The organism is Pseudocolwellia sp. G5-9 (genome assembly GCF_055808995.1).
The window spans coordinates 1,644,107-1,666,949 of record NZ_CM147893.1 but is presented as its reverse complement, the minus strand read 5'-3'; the positions used below and the strand labels follow the sequence as shown (position 1 = coordinate 1,666,949).

Here is a 22,843-nt window from a genome sequence, read left to right as displayed (position 1 = left end):
GAGTTAATAGGTTTACCTTATGTATAAAAGAGCTAGACGTCGTAAAGTTGCTGACATAAATGTTGTTCCATATATAGATGTAATGTTGGTACTACTGATCATTTTTATGGTTACAGCTCCTTTAATTACTCAGGGAGTAAAAGTTGACTTACCCAAAGCTGATTCAGAGCCACTAGATAAAGATAGTAAAGTACCTTTAGTTGCCTCGGTTGATGCTGATGGAAAGTATTATTTAGCGGTAGGAACCAGTAAAAATGAACCTATGTCTGCAGAAGAAGTTGCCACGTTAGTTGCTGCACATTTAGAAGTGGAACCTGGTACACCTGTGGTTGTTAATGGTGATGGTGCCGTCTCTTATGATGCTGTTATTCAACTTATGGTGTTATTACAAAAGAAAGCGGGCGTGCCTTCGGTTGGTCTTATGACTGACTCTGAGGAGAAAAAATAACGTGGATAAAAAGTTTTCTATTGCATTGCTCTTGAGCGTGGCTTTACATTTAGTATTAGCCATTTTCTTATTTTTAGGTGATTTTACTTCAGAGCCGAAACCCATTCCTACTCCTGCACCTATGGAGCCTATTCAAGCTGTTGCCGTTGATAAAAGTAAAGTAGAAGAACAAGTTAAAAAAATTAAGCAACAAAAGGCTGATGACGCACGTAAGTTAAAAGAACTTGAACAAAAAGTTGCTTCAGCTAAAAAGAATCGAGCAAAAGAAGAACAACGCATTAAAGATTTAGAAAGACAACGCAAGAAGAAAGAACTAGAAAAGAAAAAAGCTGACTCTGAAGCTAAAAAATCTAAGGCTAAAGCCGCAGCAGCAGAAAAAGAGCGTAAGAAAAAAGTAGCTGAAAAGCAAAAAGCAGAAAAAGCGGCAGCTGATGCAAAAGCCAAAAGGCTTAAAGAGCAAGCTGAGGCTAAAAAAGCTGAAGATTTAAGAAAGAAAAAGGCCGCTGAGAAAAAACGTCAAGAACAACTAGCCAAAGAACGTGAACGACAAGATAAGTTGCTGGCAGAGCAAATGGCTTCAGAAATGGCATCTCGACAAAAAGCGAGAAGACAGCAGGTTATGACTGAAATAGGTCGTTATACCGCTTTAATTAAACAAACGATAATTCGTAATTTAATTACTGATAGAAGCACAATGGAAGGAAAGTCTTGTAAATTGACCATAAGTCTTGCACCATCAGGTTTTGTGACTAACGTTCAATTAGGGCAAGGTAATCCAACGGTTTGTGCAGCAGCTAAAACTGCTATATATAAAGCCGGTACTTTACCTGTTTCGAAAGACCCAGAAGTTTTTAAAGAGATGAGAACGATCAGTTTAACGGTAGTTCCTGAATTTTAACCATTATTCACTAAGTAGATTATAAAATATTCATATGAAGAAACTTAATACATTTATCGCGTTAATTATTTTATGCCTTACTCCTAAAGCATTTGCTGCTTTAGAAATTGTAATAACAGAAGGGGTCGATAGTGCTAGGCCTATCGCTGTACTTCCATTTAAATGGAATGGTTCTGGTGCTATGCCTGAAAGCTTATCTAGTGTGATCAGTAATGATCTTCGTCGCAGTGGGAAGTTTAATCCTATTTCAGCAGCTACATTTCCCCAAAGACCAAGCTCTGTTCACCAAATTGATTATTCTGCATGGGCTAACAAAGGCGTAGAAGCGGTATTAGTTGGTGAAGTAAGTGAGGTTTCAATTGGTCGATACCTCGTAAAATATCAATTAGTTGATGTTATTCGAGGTCAAATTACGGGTGGTAAAACTCAAATGATGAGTAATGGCCAATTAGTAAAAGCGACTGATCATATTTATGTTGATAAATCTGCTGAAATTACGGCAAGCCAATTTAGACGTTATGCTCATACTATTAGTGATGTTGTTTATGAAAAATTAACAGGAACTCGAGGGGCGTTTTTAACTAAAATCGCTTACGTAATTGTTAGAGATAGTGGTAATTATCCATATCAATTAGTTATCGCTGATTATGATGGTTTTAATGAGCATGTATTATTAAGCTCAAAAGAACCTTTAATGTCGCCTAGTTGGAGTCCAGATGGTAACCAATTAGCTTATGTAACGTTTGAAAACCACCAAGCACAAATTTATAGTATTGACATATATAGCGGTCAGCGCAAAATGTTGACATCTTACAAAGGCATTAATAGTGCACCTAAATGGTCACCTAATGGTAAACAACTTGCCATGGTATTATCAAAAGATGGTAACCCTGAAATTTATGTGATGGATATAGCCACTCGAAAATTACGAAGAATTACTCGTCATAGAGCTATCGATACAGAGCCAAGTTGGTCGCCTGATGGTAATTCATTGATATTTAGTTCAGAACGGGGTGGAAAAGCTCAGCTTTATCGCGTAAATTTAGTCGACGGTAAAAAAAGACGTCTAACATTTGACGGCGAAATGAATCTTGGCGGTTCTCTAACGCCTGATGGCCGTCAATTGATTATGGTTAATAGAACAAGGGGTCAGTATCATTTGGCAAAACAAGAATTAAGTTCTAATGTTTTCCAAGTTTTAACGACAACTCGTTTAGATGAATCTCCTAGTGTTGCTCCTAACGGCGGGATGATTATTTATAGTACCTTACATAATAATAGGCAGGTACTAAGCTTAGTGTCTGTTGATGGGCGATTTAAAGCTAGATTGCCTGTTAAAAACGGGGAAGTAAAAGCTCCCGCATGGTCACCTTTTTTATAAAACAAAAGTAAATTTATTGAAACATAAGGAATAATAAAATGCGCTTGAATCAAACTGTTAAAGCTCTTGCTATTGCATTACCCATGTTAGCATTAGCTGCATGTAGTTCTACTTCTGACGAAACTGAAGGACAAAGCCAAGTAGATACAAATACACAAGTTTCTACTGATACACAAACTGACAATGTTCAAGTATCAGCTGCACAACGTGAAGCTGAAATTGCAGAGCAAAAACGTCAGCAACTTGAAGCGTTACGTTCTGAACATATCGTATACTTTGATTTTGACACGTCTACATTAAACAGCCAGTTTGCATCTTTACTAGATGCTCATGCTAAATTTTTAACTGAAAACTCAAATGTAAACGTTTTAATTGAAGGTCATGCCGATGAGCGTGGTACTCCAGAATATAACATTGCATTAGGCGAGCGTAGAGCTAAAGCTGTTGTTACTTATTTAGAAAATATGGGTGTCTCTTCTTCTCAAATTTCTGTAGTTAGCTACGGTGAAGAGAAGCCGATGGTTAAAGATCGTAGTGAAAGTGCTTTTGCTAAAAACCGTCGTGCAGTATTAGTTTACTAATCAGGAATGTAAATGAAACTGAATAAAGTTTTATTTGGAATGATTCTGTCTGTTAGCACATCTTGTGTGCTGGCAGCGGAGCCAGCTCCAGTTGTCGATATCAGTCAACATAGCGGTTCAAACGCTTCATCTAAAAGTATATCTGAACGAATTGAAAACTTAGAACAAAGAATGGATGCTCGTAATAGAGCTCAAGTTAATGTTCAAAGGCAATTAGATGATTTACAAAATGAATTGAATGAATTGCGTGGTGTTACAGAGTTACATACTCATCAGCTTAGTCAGGTATTAGAACGTCAACGCGAACTATACCAAGAGCTTGATAGAAGAGTGTCACAAGCCCTTACAGCAACGCCTGCCCCAGTAGCTACGCCTACTTATAATGCATCTAATGTTAATGACGTTGTGTATAGTTCTGACGTACCAGAAAATGAAGCCTACGACAGGGCTGTTAATCTAGTGCTGAAAGAAAGGCGTTATGAAGAAGCTATTCCAGAATTTAAAGCGTTTAATTTAAAATTCCCTAATTCTGCTTATGCAGCCAATGCTCATTATTGGTTAGGACAGTTACTTTTTAATAAAAACGATTTAGCTGCAGCCAAAACTGAATTTGAAATTGTTTATAATCAATTTAAAGATTCTCCAAAAAGAAGTGATTCAATGCTTAAATTGTCGATTGTTGAAGAAAAATTAAACAATATGGCAACCGCTAAAAGTTTATTGAAAGAGCTTATTGCTAAGTATCCAACATCTAGTGCGGCTAAGTTAGCCAAACCAAGATTGGCAAACTTACCATAAAGTTGTTGGTTCCTTATCCTTTTTGCTTTCTTTTTATGCAAACAAACGCATATGTTGAAAAAACTTAAATTTGTTGTTGCACTAAAAGAAATTATGAGTATTATATGCGGCGCGTTAGACGAGTAGTGTGACGCGAACAAATGTCGGTCGTTAGCTCAGTTGGTAGAGCAGTTGGCTTTTAACCAATTTGTCGAAGGTTCAAATCCTTCACGACCGACCACTTACTTTACCAAGGTATGTGGTTGGCATTTGTAGAATATATATCGGTCGTTAGCTCAGTTGGTAGAGCAGTTGGCTTTTAACCAATTTGTCGAAGGTTCAAATCCTTCACGACCGACCACTTCTCTTTACTAAAGTATTAGGTAGTGAATATATTCATTTGGGAGTTTTAAATCGGTCGTTAGCTCAGTTGGTAGAGCAGTTGGCTTTTAACCAATTTGTCGAAGGTTCAAATCCTTCACGACCGACCACTTCTTTTCTGGTCTGATTTATTAATCCTACAAAATCCTTAATATCCAATCTACTATTTCATCTTTTTCATTATTATCTAGTTTAACTATTTCAGTGTTTCTTCTTATCTTAATTAATACTATAAGATAATTAAACGCGTTATACACATTACAATAATATTACCGTATAATTTCAGTGTTAAATTCAATCATCAATTCGAGAATATTCATGTCACAATCTAATTTAGCTGTAGAGTTTGATTTTCACTTTCCTGCGAAACCTTTACCTTTATCACCTAATGAAAAAGTTGAGTATAAAGATCGAATTAAAAAATTATTGATTGAAAAAAATGCCGTACTTATTGCTCACTACTATACAGACCCTGAAATTCAAGCATTAGCCGAAGAAACTGGTGGCTGTGTAGCAGACTCACTTGAGATGGCTCGCTTTGGTAATAATCATCCAGCGACTACTTTAATTGTTGCTGGTGTTAAGTTTATGGGGGAAACTGCTAAAGTATTAACACCTAATAAAACAGTTGTTATGCCTGATTTAGAAGCGACTTGTTCTTTAGATTTAGGTTGTCCTATAAAAGAATTTAACGAATTTTGTGATGCAAACCCAGATAGAACAGTAGTTGTTTATGCGAATACCTCTACAGCAGTTAAAGCAAGAGCTGATTGGATTGTCACATCCTCATGTGCGTTAGAAATAGTTGAACACCTAGACTCATTAGGCGAAAAGATTTTATGGGGCCCAGATCGCCATTTGGGGGCTTATATACAAAAGCAAACAGGTGCCGACATGTTAATGTGGCAAGGTGCTTGTATTGTTCATGACGAATTTAAAAAGAAAGCATTAAGTGACATGAAATCGCTTCATCCTGATGCTGCTATATTAGTTCATCCTGAATCACCTGCTGACATTATTGATTTAGCCGATGCTGTAGGTTCTACAAGCCAATTAATAAAAGCCGCTCAAAACTTACCTAACAATAAATTTATTGTGGCAACTGACCGCGGTATTTTTTATAAAATGCAGCAGTTGTGTCCTGATAAAGAATTTTTTGAAGCGCCAACTGCAGGAGAAGGTGCTACTTGTAGAAGTTGTGCTCATTGTCCTTGGATGGCAATGAATGGTCTTAAAGCAATACAAGAAGCACTAGAAGATAGTTCAGGTAAAGAAATTTTTGTCGATATGTCTTTACGTGAGGGGGCATTAAAGTCGTTAAACAGAATGTTAAATTTTAATGCAGAATTAGCCGCGAGCCAAAACTAAAAATATTATTGATAAATAAGTGAATAAAAACACTTAGTAGTTGCGTTATGTTGTTAATTTCCCTACCATAGCGCTGCTTTTTCCAGAGCAATAAAGAATAAAACAAAGTTTCAAATGGTGAGGTGTCCGAGTGGCCGAAGGAGCACGCCTGGAAAGTGTGTAAGGCGCAAGCCTTCGAGGGTTCAAATCCCTCCCTCACCGCCATTCTCGTATAATTATTTAAAGATCGAATGTTAATAGCTGTAAATCGTCTTTACATTTTACTTTCATTAGTTGTTTAGCGTTGCTTTAATTCGTTAAATTTATCTTCATCAGGTTATATTGTCTAAGAAGTAAATAACCAATAGCTGCTTATAATTAGTGTACCTCCTGCTAAACTACTCTCATTATCAAAATTGAATTTTCTGTTTGTTCGCTACCTTGTAACGCATTAAAATCTATCAAGTTTAACATCGTCTCTGTATTGAAACAGGACAATTGCTGAATGCTCAGCAGAAGAGTTTTTTTGAAACCTACCTATCATACTCATCGCAATAACTTCAACTCGAGTTAATTAACCTCAACTCGGGTTAATGAATGTTAGATAATGAATTAAAATTATTATTTATCAAAACCTTAATCTGTATCGTTGTTTTCCTAAGTTATATTAGTCTCTCAACATTGATATTTTTGTGTATAACAAGGCGAATTTTTCTATCTAATAGCTGGCTATTAGTAATAAATTCAACGAAGTTAGGCATAAAAATATCAATGTTGAGTAACTTTGCTTATCCCGAGCTGAGGTTAATTACATCGTTATTTATTTAATCATTTGAACACCCCTTATTAAAATAAATGCCTCGGCTAAAGGACGTAGGTGCTTAGGTTCAGGCTGGAACGATGTTGGCCATTTATTCTTCGTATAAAATCGGTTAATTCATTAATGGGTTTGGTGTTATCTCTATCAAAATCTTTTTATCCTCCAATCACGTTTATTTTTCAGCAAAATAATTAACAGATTTTTGCAAAGTGAATGGTATTATCTTAATAAAAACTCATTTCTCTTTTGAAATTTGTTTTTTATAGGTAAAATAAGGTGTGACTCATTGTTTTATGTTAAATCTAATTAAACAGGTGGAATTTAGGTATGATAAATTGTGTATGTTGAAAAATAAATGGAGTTTAGGGGAATCGTTTTACTTAAGTACGTACATGTTCAGAACTTTCAGTATTTTCCTTCTCATTCTGTTAACAAGCTGTAGTACTAACGTTAGCCAAGAACAACAACAGTCAGTTTCACATCTGGCTGATTTAGCTTCTACCAATTGGTTAAACCAGTCACAACAATTCTTACCTGAAGGTGAAGATTTACAATGGGGTATGCAACTCCCAACACAAGCACAAGAATTATTACTACTAGCTGAAAAAAACAACCCTCAATTAAGCATTACCGCGTTACGAGTAAAGCAAGCTATTACCGATTATGAAATAGCCTCAGGGTCACTATGGCCTGAAATTAATTTACAAAGCTCAAAACGTGTTAATCAAAGTTTATCGTCAGATGCTGATTTAAATAAATCGACTAATCAATTAGCAACGTTAGGTGTTGGTGTTAATTGGGAGCTCGACTTATGGCAAAAGTTAGCCAGCACTGAAAAACAAAAAACATGGACCGCTAAAGCACAGCAGTTTGCTCTTGTTGCGGCAAGGCAGTCGTTACAATCTCAAGTATTAATAACTTACTTAGAAGTTATTGAGCAAAACAATCTGCTTAAATTAAATAGAAATCATATAGAAAACCAAAAACGTCGTTTAAATATGTCGATAACGCGGTTAGATAATGGTTTATCTACAGGTATTGATATACGTAACGCTAAAACCAATTTGTACCGTTTGTTAGAAAGTCAAAAAAGAATAAATTATAAACGTGAGCAAGCTAAGCGTCGACTCAATTTATTACTTGGTAATTACTCAGAACAAAAATTAGAACTACAGCTTACTCTACCAGAATTGCAGCAAGGCATTAATCTACTAGCCCCTAAAGATATTTTACTTAACCGACCTGATGTAAGAGCAGCAGAAGCAACACTGATTGCTGCGGGATATAGTTGGGACGTCGCCAAGAAAAAAATGTTACCTAAATTAACGCTTAATTTTAACTACGATGCTCGACGTGCAGATGTTAGTGAATTATTCGATATTAATTACTGGTTAGGTTCTTTAACGGCTTCATTAGTGCAACCTGTTTTTTATCAAGGCACATTAAGTAAGCAAGCTGAAAAAGCTTATTTACAGCAACAAATACAATTTGAACAATACAAAGCCACGTTGTTAGATGCTTGGCAACAAGTTGAAGCGGCTATTCAAAACGAAAGTTTATTAAGCCGTCGCCAAGAATTATTAGAAAAAGCTTTTCATGAAGCGAAAGAAGCAGAAAGGCAAACAGAAGATCAGTACAACGTGGGGGTAACAAATAGCTTTGAATTATTATCAGCACAACGAACACGTACAGCAGTAGAAGTAGACCTGATGGTATTATCAACAGCTCGACTGAAAAATAGAATTCAACTCATTCTCGCCTTAGGCGTACCTCAATCATTAACTAAGTCTATATAATTATGTTAAAAGTTAAACTTGTCGACTCAATACCCTTTATCGTTATCGTAAGCCTTATTTTAACGACATTATATGCATTAGATGTATTTAAGCCCGTTGCTGAAAAAAATAACTACAAACCCAAAAAACTTAAAGTGTTTGTTGAAAAATCACATCTGCAAGATATACAGCTTTTTGCTTACAGCCAAGGAGAAGTTAAACCGAAACAACAAGTTGATTTACGTAGCCAAGTAGAAGGGCGATTACTTTTTGTTGCAGCTAATTTAGTAGAAGGAGGTCGAGTGAATAAAGGCCAATTGCTATTAAAAGTAGATGATAGCGATTACTTGCTAAATGTTATTCAAAGTGAAGCTAAAGTAGCACAAGCTAAACAACAGTTAGAAAAAGTAAAAGCGCAAGCTAATGTAGCTAAGCAAGAGTTGGTCAATTTAGGGCGTGATAATGCAAATGACTTAGCTCGTTGGTTACCACAATTAGAGCATGCTGAAGCTGAGCTTAAATCAGCTAAAGCACAGTTAGACAAAGCCAAGTTAGATTTAGAACGTACAGAAATTTTAGCGCCATTTTCCGGCGTAGTAAGAAGTGAAAATGTAAATGTTGGCCAGCAAATTAATAAAAATACGACACTAACCTCTATTTATAATGCTGAAATAATGGAAGTTAATTTAGCTTTAAATGGCAAGCAGCTTTCTATTTTAGAATTGCCTATCGACTTTTATCAGGAAGATTACAATAAAGGTGTTGATGTTACTTTTAGTGCAGAAATGGGGAATAAAATATTGTCGTGGCAAGGTCGTATTGTTCGTACTTCGGGTCAATTTGATCCGCGTACTCGTACCTTAAATGTTATTGCTGAAATTCATCAAGATCAAAACCACAGTAATATTTTACCCGGTTTATTTGTAAACGGAAAAATAAAAGGTCGTGTTGTTAAAAACGCTAGTACCTTGCCTCGTACTGCTGTCAGATCGAGTAATAGAATTTGGTATGTTGACGAAGAAAGTCATTTACAAGTTAAAACGATCGAGCTTATTCATAGAGATAACCAATCGGTTGTGGTTAAAGGCATTGCTAACAATACCGATATTATTATTTCAGCCTTAGTTGCCCCTACGCCAGGGATGGCTGTCAAACCATTAAAAAACATACATACAACAGAGCTTCAACACGCAAATATAACGGATGATACAAATACTAAAGAAATAAAGACTGGCAACGTCGTTAAAAAGAACCCAAAAAACAGAAAAAAGCAAAACACCAATGAAGGACTAGGGGCATGAGGTCAGTCGTCACTTGGTGGGTAAGAAATCCTATTGCCGCTAACCTTGCTATGGTCTGCCTTATTGTTGCAGGTTTAGTTAGCTATTTTTACAGTATTGAAAAAGAGCCTTTTCCAACTGAGAAAATGGCTATTATGGATATTAACATGCGTTGGCCGGGGGCAGGTCCTAGAGATATTGAAGACCAAATCATTGTGCGCTTTGAAGACGCGATTAAAAATGTTGAAGGCATAAAACGCGTTGTATCTAGAGCTTCAGAAGGTAGAGCTTCAGTAACTGTTACAGGTAAGGAACGTGTTGATAAGCGTAAATTTGCAGAAGAAATAAGAGAAAAAATAAACTCAGTTAATGGTTTGCCTAGTGACTCTGAGCGCCCTGTTGTAACAGAAAGAACTAATCGTAAAGAAATGATCCGCATTGCGCTGCATGGGCAAATGGAGCGAGAAACCTTAGCTGCTTTATCCCATCAAATTCGTCAGCAAGTTTCAGCTTTACCGCTTATTTCTAGTGTGGTTTTAAAGGGGCAGGGTAGATATGAGGTTGCTATCGAAGTAACTGAAGAAGCGATGTCGACCTATGATATTGCTATTGATGAAGTCTCCACAGCTATTCGTAATTCATCTATTAATATTTCTACCGGTACCGTTCGGGACGAAGCCGGTGTATTAATGCTGTCGGTAAGAAACCGAGCAGATGAACAACAAGAGTTTGAAGATATTGTTATTAGGCAAAATAAAGACGGCGCTACTTTATACCTGCGTGATGTTGCGCAGGTAAAAGACGGTTTGGCTGATACCCGTTTTATTTCCACATTTGATGGTGAACCTGCCATTTTAATTGATGTACTGAACAGCGATTATATGGACATTCCTAGCATGTCTGAAAATGTTCATAACTTTGTTAATAAAAAAAATGCGCAATTACCTGAAGGCGTACAACTGACTATTTGGTCTGATTGGAACGAAGCTTATCAAGGACGTTTATCGACTATTTTTACCAATGCTTTAAGTGGCCTCGCGCTGGTATTTGTTTTACTTTTACTTTTTTTACAACCTAAAATTGCTTTATGGGTAAGTGCTGGTATTGGTACTGCATTTGCTGCTAGTTTCGCTTTGTTACCTACGTTTGATGTGTCGTTAAATATGATCTCCCTTTTCGCTTTTTTAATGGTTATAGGTATTGTGGTTGATGATGCGATTGTTATTGGCGAAAGTGTTCATTTAAGTCATGAAGCAGGATTAGATGGAGAAGAGGCGGTAATTGAAGGCGTTGCTCAAGTTGCAAAACCTGTATTGTTTGGTGTATTAACTACGGTAGTGGTATTTGCTCCTATGGTTTTTTTACCGGGTAATACCGCGGAGTTTACTCGCGCTATCGCAACCGTAGTTATTTTATCTTTATTGTTTTCACTTTTTGAAGCTTTATGTATTTTACCTTCGCATCTTCGACACTTAAAGCACCAAGATCCTAATGCGAAGCAATCAAAATTAGCGCGAATACAAGCTAAGTTTGCAGGAAGTTTGGAGTGGTTAAATAAACATCTATATATACCTACTCTTACATGGAGTTATAAACACAAACACAGTGTTTTAGCTTTATTTATTGGCAGCCTATTTATTGGGTTAAGTTTATTAAATAATAACTACATTCATAAATCTTTTATGCCACAAATAGCTGATGACAAAATACGACTTATTGTAAATTTGCCACCTACGGCGACTCACGATCGTATGTTGCAAGTACTTAATCAAATTCAATTAGGGCAACAATCGCTTTTGTCTTATGTTGAAACAATGGAAAACCCTCAACTTGTTGAACATGCTTATACTCAATTATCTTCTACACGAATAGTTAGTGAAATTAAATTAGTAAGCTTTGAGCAAAGGGCGATGAATATTGAAGAGGCCTCAGCCAAGCTACAAGAGTTTATTGGAGATATACCTGATGCGGAAGAAATAGAGCTAAAATCGACCTTAAATACACAAGAGCCTAGAATTGGGTTTAGTTTTAATTCTCAAAATATTGAAGCATTAAAAGATGCAGTAGAAGATTTTAAATTACATTTAGCTACCTATTCAGGCGTTTATTTACTTCGCGATAATATGGATAAAGGCAGTCAGGAAATGGTTTTTCACTTAAAGCCAGGCGCAGAAGCTTTAGGTTTAAGTATTAAAGAGGTTAGTAAACAAATTAAGCAAGCTTATTTTGGTCAAGAGGTTCAACGACTCCCCAAAGTAGGTGGCGATGTAAAAGTTAAAGTGATGTACTCGCAAGTAGAGCGAGAGTCGATTGAAACGTTAAATAACTTAAAAATAAGAAGTCGGGATGGCAGAACTATTCCTCTTATGGCGGTTGTCGATTTAGAAATTCATGCAGGTATTCAACGTATTATTCGTATAGACGGTTATAAATCGGGTTATGTTTACGGCGAATATTCAGGTGATGAAAGAGCTGCCATGATAAAAGATATCAGAGAAAACTTTGTACCTCAGTGGCAAAAACGACATCCACAGGTAGGTTTTGGTCGTGGCGAAAGAATGCAAGCTGAAGATGAATTTCAGCAAACGGTAATCGTGTTAGAAGGCTTAGCTATTATGGTTGCCTATATGTTAATGGCTGTTGCATTCCGCTCGTATAGCCAACCGTTACTTATTATGTCAGCTATACCTTTTAGTTTTTTGGGAGCTTTATTAGGACACCTTATTCATGATGTAAGTTATGGGATGTTTTCAATGTTAGGTATTTTGGCTGCATCAGGTGTTGTTATAAACGATAACTTAGTGTTGGTCGATGCGATTAATCGATTTGTTAAAGAAGGTAAAAACGCCAAAGATGCAGTTTTCTTGGCGTGTAAAACTCGCTTCAGACCTATTATATTAACATCTTTAACTACTTTTATTGGTTTAATGCCTATGCTGTCAGCTCAAAGTGTTCAAGCTAAATTTTTGATCCCCATGGTAGTGTCACTTGCTTATGGTGTTATTGCGGCAACTATTATTACCTTAGTCTTTGTACCGTGTCTTTATTGGGCAAGTGTTGAGTTAACTGAAAACTGGCAAAAGTGGCGTAGCCGTATGCTCAATGAAGATATTCCAGCGATAAAAGAATAACTAAATAAAAGTATAAGAGAATAAAATACTTCAATTGCTATCTGAGCTAATTCACGTTTATTATATTTGAAATAACGGAATATGAATGATTAGACCTATGAGTAAAAAAGTTGTTGTTTTTTCTGGCGCTGGAATGAGCGAAGAAAGCGGTATTAATACCTTTAGAGATGCTGATGGTTTATGGGAAGGACATGATTTTTTAACGGTTGCTTCTCTAGATGGTTGGCGTAAAGACCCCCAATTGGTTCTTGATTTTTATAACGAAAGAAGACGCCACTTATTAAATGTATCTCCTAACTTAGGGCATATCGCGCTAGCTGAGTTAGCCGAACATGCCGATGTGTCTATTGTTACGCAAAATGTAGATAATTTACATGAAAGAGCAGGCTGTAAAAACGTCATTCATTTACACGGTGAATTACTGAAAAGTGAAAGTTCAGCTAACCCCAACCTCACTTTTGATTGTTTAGGCGATATAACTTTAAACGATAGATGCCCGTTAGGTAGTCAACTAAGACCCCATATTGTTTGGTTTGGTGAAGCGGTTGATAAACTAGACAATGCAATAGCAGAAGTTATGTCAGCAGATATTCTCATTATTATCGGAACCTCTTTACAAGTTTATCCTGCAGCAGGTTTGGTTTCGTTTATACGACCTAATGTTCCTGTCTATTATATCGATGCTGATCCCGCTACAAATATAGAGCTTGAATCAGTCGCAAACCTTACTGTCATTAAAAATACAGCTGCTATTGGTGTTCCAGAGTTAGTTAAAGCACTTAAAGAAAGCTTTTCATAATTTAGCGTATTGTTTAACTTGATTTTTTGAGTATTTATATAGAAATTAGTTGCGGGAGCCACTTATTTTTGAAAAGAGTGAACTGACGATAAGTCGTGACTAATAGTTAACAGTATTTTTGAGTATTTATATAGAAATTAGAAATAGGTTGCGGGAGCCACTTATTTTTGAACAGAGTGAACTGACGATAGGTCGTGACCAATAGTTAACAGTATTTTTTTGAATATATATGGATATATGGAAATTGGTTGCGGGAGCCACTTATTTTTGAAAAGAGTGAACTGACGATAAGTCGTGACCAAAAGTTAACGGTATTTTTTTGAATATATATGGATATATGGAAATTGGTTGCGGGAGTCACTTATTTTTGAAAAGAGTGAACTGACGATAAGTCGTGACCAAAAGTTAACGGTATTTTTTTGAATATATATGGATATATATGGATATATATGGATATATATGGATATATATGGATATATATGGATATATATGGATATATATGGATATATATGGATATATGGAAATTGGTTGCGGGAGCCACTTATTTTTGAAAAGAGTGAACTGACGATAAGTCGTGACTAATAGTTAACAGTATTTTCGAGTATTTATATAGAATATTAGAAATTGGTTGCGGGAGCCAGATTTGAACTGACGACCTTCGGGTTATGAGCCCGACGAGCTACCAGGCTGCTCCATCCCGCGTCCGAATGAACTTCTTAAGAAATAAGAAGAAAGCCCTAAAGGTTTTAATTCTCTTTAGAAGAACAACTCTTTTATACTTGAGTAAAAAGTTGGTTGCGGGAGCCACTTATTTTGAAAAGAGTGAACTGACGACCAAGGTCGTACATCCCATCATTAATTTATTTTGATTCTAATTAATATAAAGAATTGGTTGCGGGAGCCACTTATTTTGAAAAGAGTGAACTGACGACCTAGGTCGTATATCCCATCATTAATTTATTTTGATTCTAATTAATATAAAGAATTGGTTGCGGGAGCCAGATTTGAACTGACGACCTTCGGGTTATGAGCCCGACGAGCTACCAGGCTGCTCCATCCCGCGTCCGAATGGTTTAAGTAAAACTTAAACAAGCCAGTAATTATTTATTTCTATTACTAAAGAAAGTTAACAAAAGGAGGTTTGAAACCTGTCCCCTGAGAACGAGGCGTATACTAAGGATTGTTAAAGAATATTGCAACTAGTTTATGTCATTTTTATGATAATTTTTCGACTTAGTTGATTCTTTAATCAAATCGTTCGTTATTTGAATACTATATTAAAGTAGGAAGGAATTTATGACTAAGGAAATGAGAATTTATGAGTGTTACATAGCTGAAAAATTATTCAGCTATGTAACGTAAAGAATAAATAACCCGAATTTAGATTAAACAGATTTTAATAAAGTTTATTACCCCAGCTTAATTTATTACGTAATACCGTAAAATAGTCGTGATCAAGTGGGTGAATTAATCTGATCGCATTTGCGCTTTTTTTAATAATAACTTCATCACCTGGCATTACAGACAAAATTACGTGGCCATCGCAACTTACTTGCAGATTTTCGTAGTTTTCATTAGCGAGTACTAACTTAATTTCACTATTACCATCTACTACAATAGGTCGACTTGTTAATGTGTGTGGAAACATAGGCACTAACGACAGAGCATTCAAATTAGGTGTTAATATTGGCCCACCTGCAGACATAGAATAAGCTGTTGAACCTGTAGGCGTAGAAATAATTAAACCGTCTGAGCGTTGGCTAAACATAAAACTATTGTCTATATACACTTCAAACTCAATCATGTTGGCAACTTTGCCCGCATGTAAAACCGCTTCATTTACAGCGCTATTAGAGCTTTTCAGTTTCCCGTGTCGGTAAACTTCTGCTTCAATAATAAAACGTTGTTCAGATCGAGATTCACCTTTTAAAATTGCTTCAAGTGGCTCTATTACATTATCAGGAGATAAATCAGTTAAAAAACCTAAGTTGCCTCGGTTTACACCAATTACACCAATATCATAACAAGCTAGCACTCTTGCAGCACCTAACATATAACCGTCGCCGCCAACTACAATAGCAAGATCTGCTAATTCACCTATTTCAGTTAATGGATGAACAGACATGTTTTTAATATCAACTGATTGCGCTAAAGAATACTCAACTACCACGTGGTAATGGTGTAAACGTAAATATTCGTGCAATGCCTCAATGGTGGCTTTTGCACCCTCATGATGAGGTTTGCCTATTAATCCTACTGTTTTATATAATTGAGACATAGTGTTGTTATTATGATTTTGAGTAGTGATGCTAAGTAGTATACAAAGTTTCGCTGGTATTTATCTCATTGTAAAGTCGACTTTTTTATAAATGATTCACATTTGAGCTTGAATCGTGGAAACAAATCCCCATAATTAGCGTTAATTATATTTTAATTACGTTTATAAACTTTATTAAAAAGTACGTTTTACCTTGGAGTTTTTCATGACAAATGAGTCAACAGATAATAGAAGCGCTGAAGAAATTTTAGCTGATGAAATCGTTCAACAAGCTGAAGAACAAGTTGAAGAACAGTTTGAAGCCGCTGCTGAGAACATTAGTGAAGAGCAAGAAAAAATTAATGAGCTTGAATTAGCTTTATCTGTAGCGCAAGCGACAGTTTCTGATCAAAAAGATTCTGTAATACGTGCAAAGGCTGAAGTTGATAATGTACGTAGACGTGCAGCACAAGACGTAGAAAAAGCACGTAAATTTGCTTTAGAAAAATTTGCGGCTGAATTATTACCAACCGTTGATAATTTAGAACGTGCTATTGCTAGCATTGATGCTGAAGACGAAAAACAAAAAGTTATCGGTGAAGGTGTTGAGCTAACGTTACAAGGTTTATTAGCTGGATTAGATAAATTTGGTATTAAAGTTGTTGATCCTCAAGACCAGCCATTTAATCCTGAGTTACATCAAGCTATGTCAATGCAAGAAGTAGAAGGTGTAGCACCTAATACGGTTATTGCTGTTATGCAAAAAGGTTACGAATTAAATGGTCGTTTAGTTCGTCCTGCAATGGTAATGGTTTCAAAAGCAGCAAGTGTTGATACTAGCGCTTAATTAACTTGTAACTTCAAATTTTTGTATTATTAAAGCCAAACAAATTGTTTGGCTTTTTTGATCTTATCGATTTTCTTTCTTTAATTTGCGCTATTTTTAGCATTACACCGTGGTTTTCATATTTTCTTTCAAAAAAAACACTTTTTTTTAATTTTTCTATTGAAAACACTTTTTACTGCCCCCACTAATTGTTCATCGAAAGATTAAACCATATTTTTTATAATAGTATTCGGAGATCCTAAAGATGGGCAAAATAATTGGTATTGACCTAGGGACAACAAACTCTTGTGTTGCTGTACTAGATGGCGGTAAAGCGCGTGTTATTGAAAATGCAGAAGGGGATCGTACAACTCCTTCAATTATCGCTTACACAGAAGAAGGCGAAACATTAGTTGGTCAACCTGCTAAACGTCAAGCAGTAACTAACCCAAAAAACACATTATTCGCAATTAAGCGTTTAATTGGTCGTCGCTTTGAAGATAAAGAAGTTCAGCGCGATATCGGCATTATGCCATTTGGTATTGTAAAAGCTGATAACGGCGATGCATGGGTTACAGCTCGTGATAAAAACGTAGCTCCACCGCAAGTTTCTGCTGAAGTTTTAAAGAAAATGAAAAAAACTGCAGAAGATTACTTAGGTGAAGAAGTAACTGAAGCCGTAATTACGGTTCCTGCATACTTTAACGATTCACAACGTCAAGCAACTAAAGATGCTGGTCGTATCGCTGGTTTAGATGTTAAGCGTATTATCAACGAACCTACTGCTGCTGCATTAGCTTACGGTATGGATAAACAGGAAGGCGATAAAGTTGTTGCTGTTTACGATTTAGGTGGTGGTACATTCGATATCTCAATTATTGAAATTGATGAAGTTGAAGGCGAGCACACATTTGAAGTACTTGCGACTAACGGTGACACTCACTTAGGTGGTGAAGATTTTGATAACCGTTTAATTGATTACTTAGTAGCTGAATTTAAGAAAGATTCAGGTATGGATTTAACAAAAGATCCATTAGCAATGCAACGTCTTAAAGAAGGCGCAGAAAAAGCTAAATGTGAACTTTCATCAGCACAATCAACAGATGTAAATTTACCTTACATTACTGCTGATGCTTCTGGTCCTAAGCACATGAACATTAAGATCAGTCGTGCAAAATTAGAATCATTAGTTGAAGACATGGTTAAAGCGACTTTAGAACCGCTTAAACAAGCACTTAAAGATGCAGACTTATCTATTAGTGACGTAAACGATGTTATATTAGTGGGTGGTCAAACACGTATGCCACTAGTACAAAAAACAGTAACAGACTTTTTTGGTAAAGAACCTCGTAAAGATGTTAACCCTGATGAAGCGGTAGCTGCGGGCGCTGCGATTCAAGCGGGTGTTTTAGCTGGTGATGTAACTGACGTTTTATTATTAGACGTAACACCATTATCACTAGGTATTGAAACTATGGGTGGTGTGATGACTAAAGTTATCGACAAAAACACAACTATCCCAACCAAACAGTCACAAACATTCTCTACAGCTGAAGATAACCAGTCAGCAGTAACTGTACATGTTGTACAAGGTGAGCGTAAGCAAGCGTCTGCAAACAAATCTTTAGGTCAATTTAACCTTGAAGGTATTGATGCTGCTCCACGTGGTACACCTCAAATTGAAGTAACTTTTGATATTGATGCTGATGGTATTTTACATGTAACGGCGAAAGACAAAAATACAGGTAAAGAGCAGAAGATCACTATTAAAGCCTCATCTGGTTTATCTGATGAAGAAGTTGATCAAATGGTACGTGACGCAGAAGCTAACGCTGATGAAGATAAAAAGTTTGAAGAACTAGTAACGGCTCGTAACCAAGCTGATGGTATGATTCACGCAACTCGTACTCAAATTACTGAAGCTGGTGATGATTTACCTGCTGAAGATAAAGAGAAAATCGAAACTGCATTATCTGAGCTTGAAACAGCTATTAAAGGCGATAGCAAAGAAGAGATTGACGCGAAGCAACAAGCGGCTATTGAAGCTTCAGCTAAGTTAATGGAAATTGCCCAAGCTAAAGCACAAGCACAAAGTGGCGAAGCTCCAGAAGCATCAGATGCTGGTCAAGCTGGCGATGATGTTGTAGACGCTGAATTTGAAGAGGTAAAGGAAGACAAATAAGTTGATAGATTCAGCTGTTGCTGTTTCATTCTAATTTCTTTGTCGAAGGTACTCACTTAGTGAACTAAGCTCCGTGCCTTCTCCTTGAACTTAAAAGAAACAGCTTAATCTGAATCATCAACAATATTGTTGAACTTTACTAAATTACAAAGCGTCGATATATCGGCGCTTTGTTATGTTAACCGTTTAATATTAATTCTAATTTTCTTAGCCGAATTTAATCGAAAGGGTACAACGACCCGTTTTATCTTTACAGATAAAAGTTGTTAAGAAAATTGGTATTAACTACAAAGTAAGTAAAAGAATTCACTATGTCAAAACGCGATTACTATGAAGTACTTGGTGTATCTAAAAGTGCACCAGAAAGAGATATTAAAAAAGCTTATAAACGCTTAGCTATGAAATTGCACCCTGATAGAAACCAAGGTGACAAAGGCAAAGAAGAAGAGTTTAAAGAAGTTAAAGAAGCTTATGAAATATTAACAGACGATCAAAAACGTGCAGCTTACGATCAATATGGTCATGCAGCGTTTGAACAAGGTGGTCACGGTGGCGGCGGTGGATTTGGCGGCGGCTTCGGTGGTGCTCAAGACTTCGGTGATATTTTTGGTGATATCTTTGGTGGTGGTCGCGGTGGCGGACGTCAACGTCAACAACGTGGTTCTGACTTACGTTACAATTTAGAGCTTACGCTTGAAGAAGCGGTTAAAGGTAAAACGTTAGAAATTAAAGTGCCAACATACGTGGCGTGTGAGCCGTGTGATGGTAGTGGCGCTAAAAAAGGTAGCAGTGCAAAAACGTGTTCTACTTGTCATGGTCATGGCCAAGTGCAAATGCGCCAAGGGTTATTTGCTGTTCAACAAACATGTCCTACGTGTAATGGTCAAGGTAAGGTTATTTCTGATCCTTGTAACTCATGTCATGGTCAAGGGCGCGTGCAAAAGAACAAAACACTATCAGTGAAAATTCCACCAGGTGTTGATACTGGTGATCGTATTCGCTTAACTGGTGAAGGTGAAGCAGGCGAGAATGGAGCACCAGCAGGTGACTTATATGTTCAAGCGAATGTAAAAGCGCATAAGATTTTTGAGCGTGATGAGAATGACTTATATTGCGAAATGCCAATCAGTTTTACTACCGCTGCATTAGGTGGTGAGATTGAAGTACCGACACTTGCTGGTAAAGTTAAACTTAAAATACCTAAAGAAACACAAACAGGTAAAATGTTCCGTTTACGTGGCAAAGGTGTTAAATCAGTACGTAGTCATGTAACGGGCGATTTAATGTGTAAAGTGGTATTAGAAACACCGGTTAGCCTTTCTGGTGATCAAGCTGATTTATTAAGACAGCTTGAGACTAAAATGGGAACCAATAGCAAACATAGTCCTAAAGAGTCAGGTTTTTTTGACAGCGTAAAAAGCTTTTTTGATGATTTAAAAGGCTAAGCTTTACAAAATTTATTGAAACTTAACTTAACTTAACTTGATTTGCTAAATAAAATCCCATTTATTTGAATAAAATAAATGGGATTTTTTATATCTGTTTAACTTTTTTTGAGGAGTCAGCTTGACTGAACATAATATTAAAACAAAAGAATATGTGTTTTCAGGGATTGAAGGGAATATTTTTGTAAAAGAATGGATCCCAAATAACCTCGTAGATAACGTTCCTTTAGTGTTAATGCATGACTCTTTAGGTTGTGTTGAACTTTGGCGTTCATTCCCCAAAACACTTGCTACAGCATTATCTAAACGGGTAATTGCTTATGATAGATTAGGTTTTGGTCAATCAAGCGAGTGTACAACACTGGCAACAAAAAATTTTATAAAAGAAGAATCTCTTCAACATTTTCCACATCTTAAAAAACAATTAAATATTCGTGATTACTTATTATTAGGCCATAGTGTTGGTGGTGTTATTGCTATTAATATTGCGGCTAATGATGCTGATTGCCAAGGTGTAATTACTATTTCTTCCCAAGCTTTTGTTGAACCGTTAACTCGAAAGGGAATAAAAGAAGCGCAGGCTATGTTCCAAAACGCTGAGCAAATGCAACGCTTAGAAAAATACCATGGCGCTAGAGCAAAATGGTTGTTGTCTTCGTGGATTAATATTTGGCTTTCAGCTGAGTTTTCAACGTGGAGTTTAGAAAATTGTATTGGCAAAATACAATGTCCTGTATTAGCTCTACATGGTGATAAAGATGAATATGGATCTAAAGCCTTCCCTGAATTTATTATTAATAAAGTTGCTAATAGCGGGGGGGCAAATAGAAATAAGAATGTTCTCGTTATGCTAAAAGATTGTGGTCATGCTCCTCATAAAGAAAAAACAGAACAGGTATTAACCTCAGTTACTGATTTTGTTTTAAACAATATTTAAAACTAGCCGATTTAAGCTGATGCTAAAATTAAACATCCCGCTTATTATTAAATAATAAGCGGGATGTTTGTATAAAGCTTTTGGGAATGATTCTGTTAATCAGTTTTGTTACTAGGCTGTTTTTGATCGAACTCTTACTATTCTTACTAAAGCCATTAATACAATAAATAGTACGAAAGGTATCGAACTGCTACCCGCATGCACCACAACTTCTTCAACATAAACTCTATCGTATTCCGCACTTTCTAAAGGTAATGCATACAGCGAATTATTATCGTCAGAGCTATACGTTGCAACAATATCGGCAAAGCCAACTTCGTAAATATCAATTAAAATATCGTAATGATTAGTACGGTAACCTTCAGCAAATGTTGTGATCACTTCAAACTGATCTTGGTCGTTACTTCCTTGAATTAAAAAATCGTCAGTGGTGTAGTAATGTTCCCAGTTAACGCCGTCTGAACTTATGTATAGCTCAGCATAGATTACGCTGTTTTCATTACCATTAGGGTTATATACATCGACATCAAATACCACACCAAAAGTTTGGTAATAGCCATCACCGTCAATATCATCTTCTAGAAATGAAGTCGCGTCGTATACGGTAAATTCAGGTGTATAAACACGCGTATTGAAAGGTGCAAAGCTTTTTTCAATACCATTAAAGGTTTTTGCTTTGGTTGCAGGTGTTGATTGTTTTTCAGCGATCACTTGAGCTCTGGTTTTCGTTTTAGCTTTACCTATTAATTGGTCATAAACTTTTGAATGACCGTTTTGTGCAATCACTAAATTACGCGTGTCGTCGTCAAGTTGATTTGTTTTACCACCATATGAAATACTCGCTTGGTTTAATTCGTTAGCGGATACATTGCTAATTGTAAAACCAAGAAACCCTAAGACAACCAGTGAAAGTGCAATGCCTTTTAACATATTAACTTTATGTACACGTTTTTGTTGTGATGGTCTTTCTTGTGTATTTAATGTGATTGGGTTTTTATTCATAACAAATATCCTTAATCGTTTTAAAAGCTCATGTTGTTGCATTAATTTTATCTACCGAGCGTTATTGATGATGCTATTAAAACCTATTTTATCTGAACGTAACCTGAACATTTTAAAGCTTTTATTCGTTCAGCTTTGGTTCAGTTATTTATTGTTAATATAGAGTACAGAAAATTTATTGATTCTCGTTAGGCGATCAATCTTTTACACTGTTATTATGAGTTGATTGTTACAAAGCTTTCTAAAAGATTTTGAGGAGTACAATGAAAAACACTACAGCCATTGTGTTGGTTATTTCCATTATTTTATTTTCTTCTTTACCTGTTTTTGCGTTGGGTGGAGATAGTGTGCCATTTATAAGAGCAGATGGTTCGTCGTCTAAACAAAATAAAGTTCAAAATTCTAGCCAAGCTGCCCGTATTGTTAAAAGCAGGGTGGGTGGAAAAGTACTAAAAGTTAAAAATGATGGACGTTCAGGATACAAAGTTAAAGTGATAAAAGATGATGGTCATATTATTAATGTTACGGTAGATGCAAAGTCAGGCCGAGTAAAAGGTAAATAGTAAAGGGATATAA

General features: G+C 36.2%; 17 protein-coding genes and 6 tRNA genes. 19 read left to right on the top strand and 4 right to left on the bottom strand.

Going from position 1 to position 22,843, the window contains the following annotated elements:
- The first annotated feature begins 19 nt into the window (after window positions 1-19).
- The 14 genes from tolR (at window position 20) to AC0L5Q_RS07185 (ending at window position 13,618) form a co-directional block, all read left to right on the top strand.
- Window positions 20-448, top strand: a complete 429-nt coding sequence (gene tolR, locus AC0L5Q_RS07250) for a protein TolR (RefSeq protein WP_077340601.1) — start codon at window positions 20-22, stop codon at window positions 446-448.
- Window position 449: 1 nt separating this feature from the next.
- A complete protein-coding gene (gene tolA / locus AC0L5Q_RS07245; RefSeq protein ID WP_473616518.1) occupies window positions 450-1,346 on the top strand; it encodes a cell envelope integrity protein TolA in 897 nt (298 codons plus the stop codon).
- Between the two features lie 34 nt (window positions 1,347-1,380).
- The gene (gene tolB, locus AC0L5Q_RS07240; RefSeq protein WP_473616514.1) at window positions 1,381-2,727 is read left to right on the top strand and encodes a Tol-Pal system beta propeller repeat protein TolB; all 1,347 of its coding nucleotides are present in this window, start codon (window positions 1,381-1,383) and stop codon (window positions 2,725-2,727) included.
- A 38-nt stretch (window positions 2,728-2,765) separates the two neighbouring features.
- A complete protein-coding gene (gene pal, locus AC0L5Q_RS07235; RefSeq protein ID WP_473616510.1) occupies window positions 2,766-3,308 on the top strand; it encodes a peptidoglycan-associated lipoprotein Pal in 543 nt (180 codons plus the stop codon).
- A gap of 12 nt (window positions 3,309-3,320) precedes the next feature.
- The gene (gene ybgF / locus AC0L5Q_RS07230) at window positions 3,321-4,106 is read left to right on the top strand and encodes a tol-pal system protein YbgF (RefSeq protein WP_473616506.1); all 786 of its coding nucleotides are present in this window, start codon (window positions 3,321-3,323) and stop codon (window positions 4,104-4,106) included.
- Between the two features lie 144 nt (window positions 4,107-4,250).
- A tRNA-Lys gene (locus AC0L5Q_RS07225) sits at window positions 4,251-4,326 on the top strand.
- A 44-nt stretch (window positions 4,327-4,370) separates the two neighbouring features.
- Window positions 4,371-4,446: transfer RNA gene (locus tag AC0L5Q_RS07220), tRNA-Lys, on the top strand.
- Window positions 4,447-4,500: 54 nt separating this feature from the next.
- A tRNA-Lys gene (locus tag AC0L5Q_RS07215) sits at window positions 4,501-4,576 on the top strand.
- Window positions 4,577-4,784: 208 nt separating this feature from the next.
- A complete protein-coding gene (gene nadA, locus AC0L5Q_RS07210; RefSeq protein ID WP_473616502.1) occupies window positions 4,785-5,834 on the top strand; it encodes a quinolinate synthase NadA in 1,050 nt (349 codons plus the stop codon).
- 116 nt (window positions 5,835-5,950) lie between these two features.
- A tRNA-Ser gene (locus tag AC0L5Q_RS07205) sits at window positions 5,951-6,038 on the top strand.
- A 987-nt stretch (window positions 6,039-7,025) separates the two neighbouring features.
- Window positions 7,026-8,429, top strand: coding sequence for a TolC family protein (locus AC0L5Q_RS07200; protein WP_473616498.1), 1,404 nt, complete (start codon window positions 7,026-7,028; stop codon window positions 8,427-8,429).
- A gap of 2 nt (window positions 8,430-8,431) precedes the next feature.
- Window positions 8,432-9,709 (top strand): efflux RND transporter periplasmic adaptor subunit, encoded by a 1,278-nt coding sequence (locus AC0L5Q_RS07195; protein ID WP_473616495.1) that lies wholly within the window; start codon window positions 8,432-8,434, stop codon window positions 9,707-9,709.
- Entirely contained in the window at window positions 9,706-12,819 is a 3,114-nt protein-coding gene (locus tag AC0L5Q_RS07190; RefSeq protein ID WP_473616492.1) for an efflux RND transporter permease subunit, read from the top strand. The genes AC0L5Q_RS07195 and AC0L5Q_RS07190 overlap by 4 nt, the downstream gene beginning before the upstream one ends.
- Window positions 12,820-12,904: 85 nt before the next feature.
- Window positions 12,905-13,618: an SIR2 family NAD-dependent protein deacylase gene (locus AC0L5Q_RS07185; RefSeq protein WP_473616488.1), complete on the top strand. Its 714-nt coding sequence runs from the start codon at window positions 12,905-12,907 to the stop codon at window positions 13,616-13,618.
- 625 nt (window positions 13,619-14,243) lie between these two features.
- Here the strand turns inward: AC0L5Q_RS07185 and AC0L5Q_RS07180 are convergent.
- The 3 genes from AC0L5Q_RS07180 to nadK form a co-directional block, all read right to left on the bottom strand.
- Window positions 14,244-14,320 (bottom strand) — tRNA-Met (locus AC0L5Q_RS07180).
- Between the two features lie 284 nt (window positions 14,321-14,604).
- Window positions 14,605-14,681 (bottom strand) — tRNA-Met (locus AC0L5Q_RS07175).
- Window positions 14,682-15,014: 333 nt separating this feature from the next.
- The gene (nadK, locus tag AC0L5Q_RS07170) at window positions 15,015-15,896 is read right to left on the bottom strand and encodes an NAD(+) kinase (protein WP_473616485.1); all 882 of its coding nucleotides are present in this window, start codon (window positions 15,894-15,896) and stop codon (window positions 15,015-15,017) included.
- Window positions 15,897-16,101: 205 nt separating this feature from the next.
- On the opposite strand from nadK, the gene grpE reads away from it, so the two are divergent.
- The 4 genes from grpE to AC0L5Q_RS07150 all read left to right on the top strand — a co-directional run bounded on the left by grpE (window position 16,102) and on the right by AC0L5Q_RS07150 (window position 21,265).
- Window positions 16,102-16,722 (top strand): nucleotide exchange factor GrpE, encoded by a 621-nt coding sequence (grpE, locus tag AC0L5Q_RS07165; RefSeq protein WP_077340561.1) that lies wholly within the window; start codon window positions 16,102-16,104, stop codon window positions 16,720-16,722.
- Window positions 16,723-16,966: 244 nt separating this feature from the next.
- Window positions 16,967-18,883 carry a molecular chaperone DnaK gene (dnaK, locus tag AC0L5Q_RS07160; protein ID WP_473616479.1) on the top strand — a complete coding sequence of 639 codons (1,917 nt, stop codon included), beginning with the start codon at window positions 16,967-16,969 and terminating at the stop codon, window positions 18,881-18,883.
- A gap of 311 nt (window positions 18,884-19,194) precedes the next feature.
- Window positions 19,195-20,328 carry a molecular chaperone DnaJ gene (gene dnaJ, locus AC0L5Q_RS07155; RefSeq protein WP_473616476.1) on the top strand — a complete coding sequence of 378 codons (1,134 nt, stop codon included), beginning with the start codon at window positions 19,195-19,197 and terminating at the stop codon, window positions 20,326-20,328.
- A 121-nt stretch (window positions 20,329-20,449) separates the two neighbouring features.
- Window positions 20,450-21,265, top strand: coding sequence for an alpha/beta fold hydrolase (locus AC0L5Q_RS07150; RefSeq protein WP_473616472.1), 816 nt, complete (start codon window positions 20,450-20,452; stop codon window positions 21,263-21,265).
- A 111-nt stretch (window positions 21,266-21,376) separates the two neighbouring features.
- On the opposite strand, the gene AC0L5Q_RS07145 is transcribed toward AC0L5Q_RS07150, so the two are convergent.
- Entirely contained in the window at window positions 21,377-22,267 is an 891-nt protein-coding gene (locus AC0L5Q_RS07145; protein ID WP_473616468.1) for a choice-of-anchor H family protein, read from the bottom strand.
- Between the two features lie 263 nt (window positions 22,268-22,530).
- Here AC0L5Q_RS07145 and AC0L5Q_RS07140 point away from each other — a divergent pair, with 263 nt between their 5' ends.
- Window positions 22,531-22,830 carry a PepSY domain-containing protein gene (locus AC0L5Q_RS07140; protein ID WP_473616464.1) on the top strand — a complete coding sequence of 100 codons (300 nt, stop codon included), beginning with the start codon at window positions 22,531-22,533 and terminating at the stop codon, window positions 22,828-22,830.
- The last annotated feature ends 13 nt before the right edge of the window (window positions 22,831-22,843 follow it).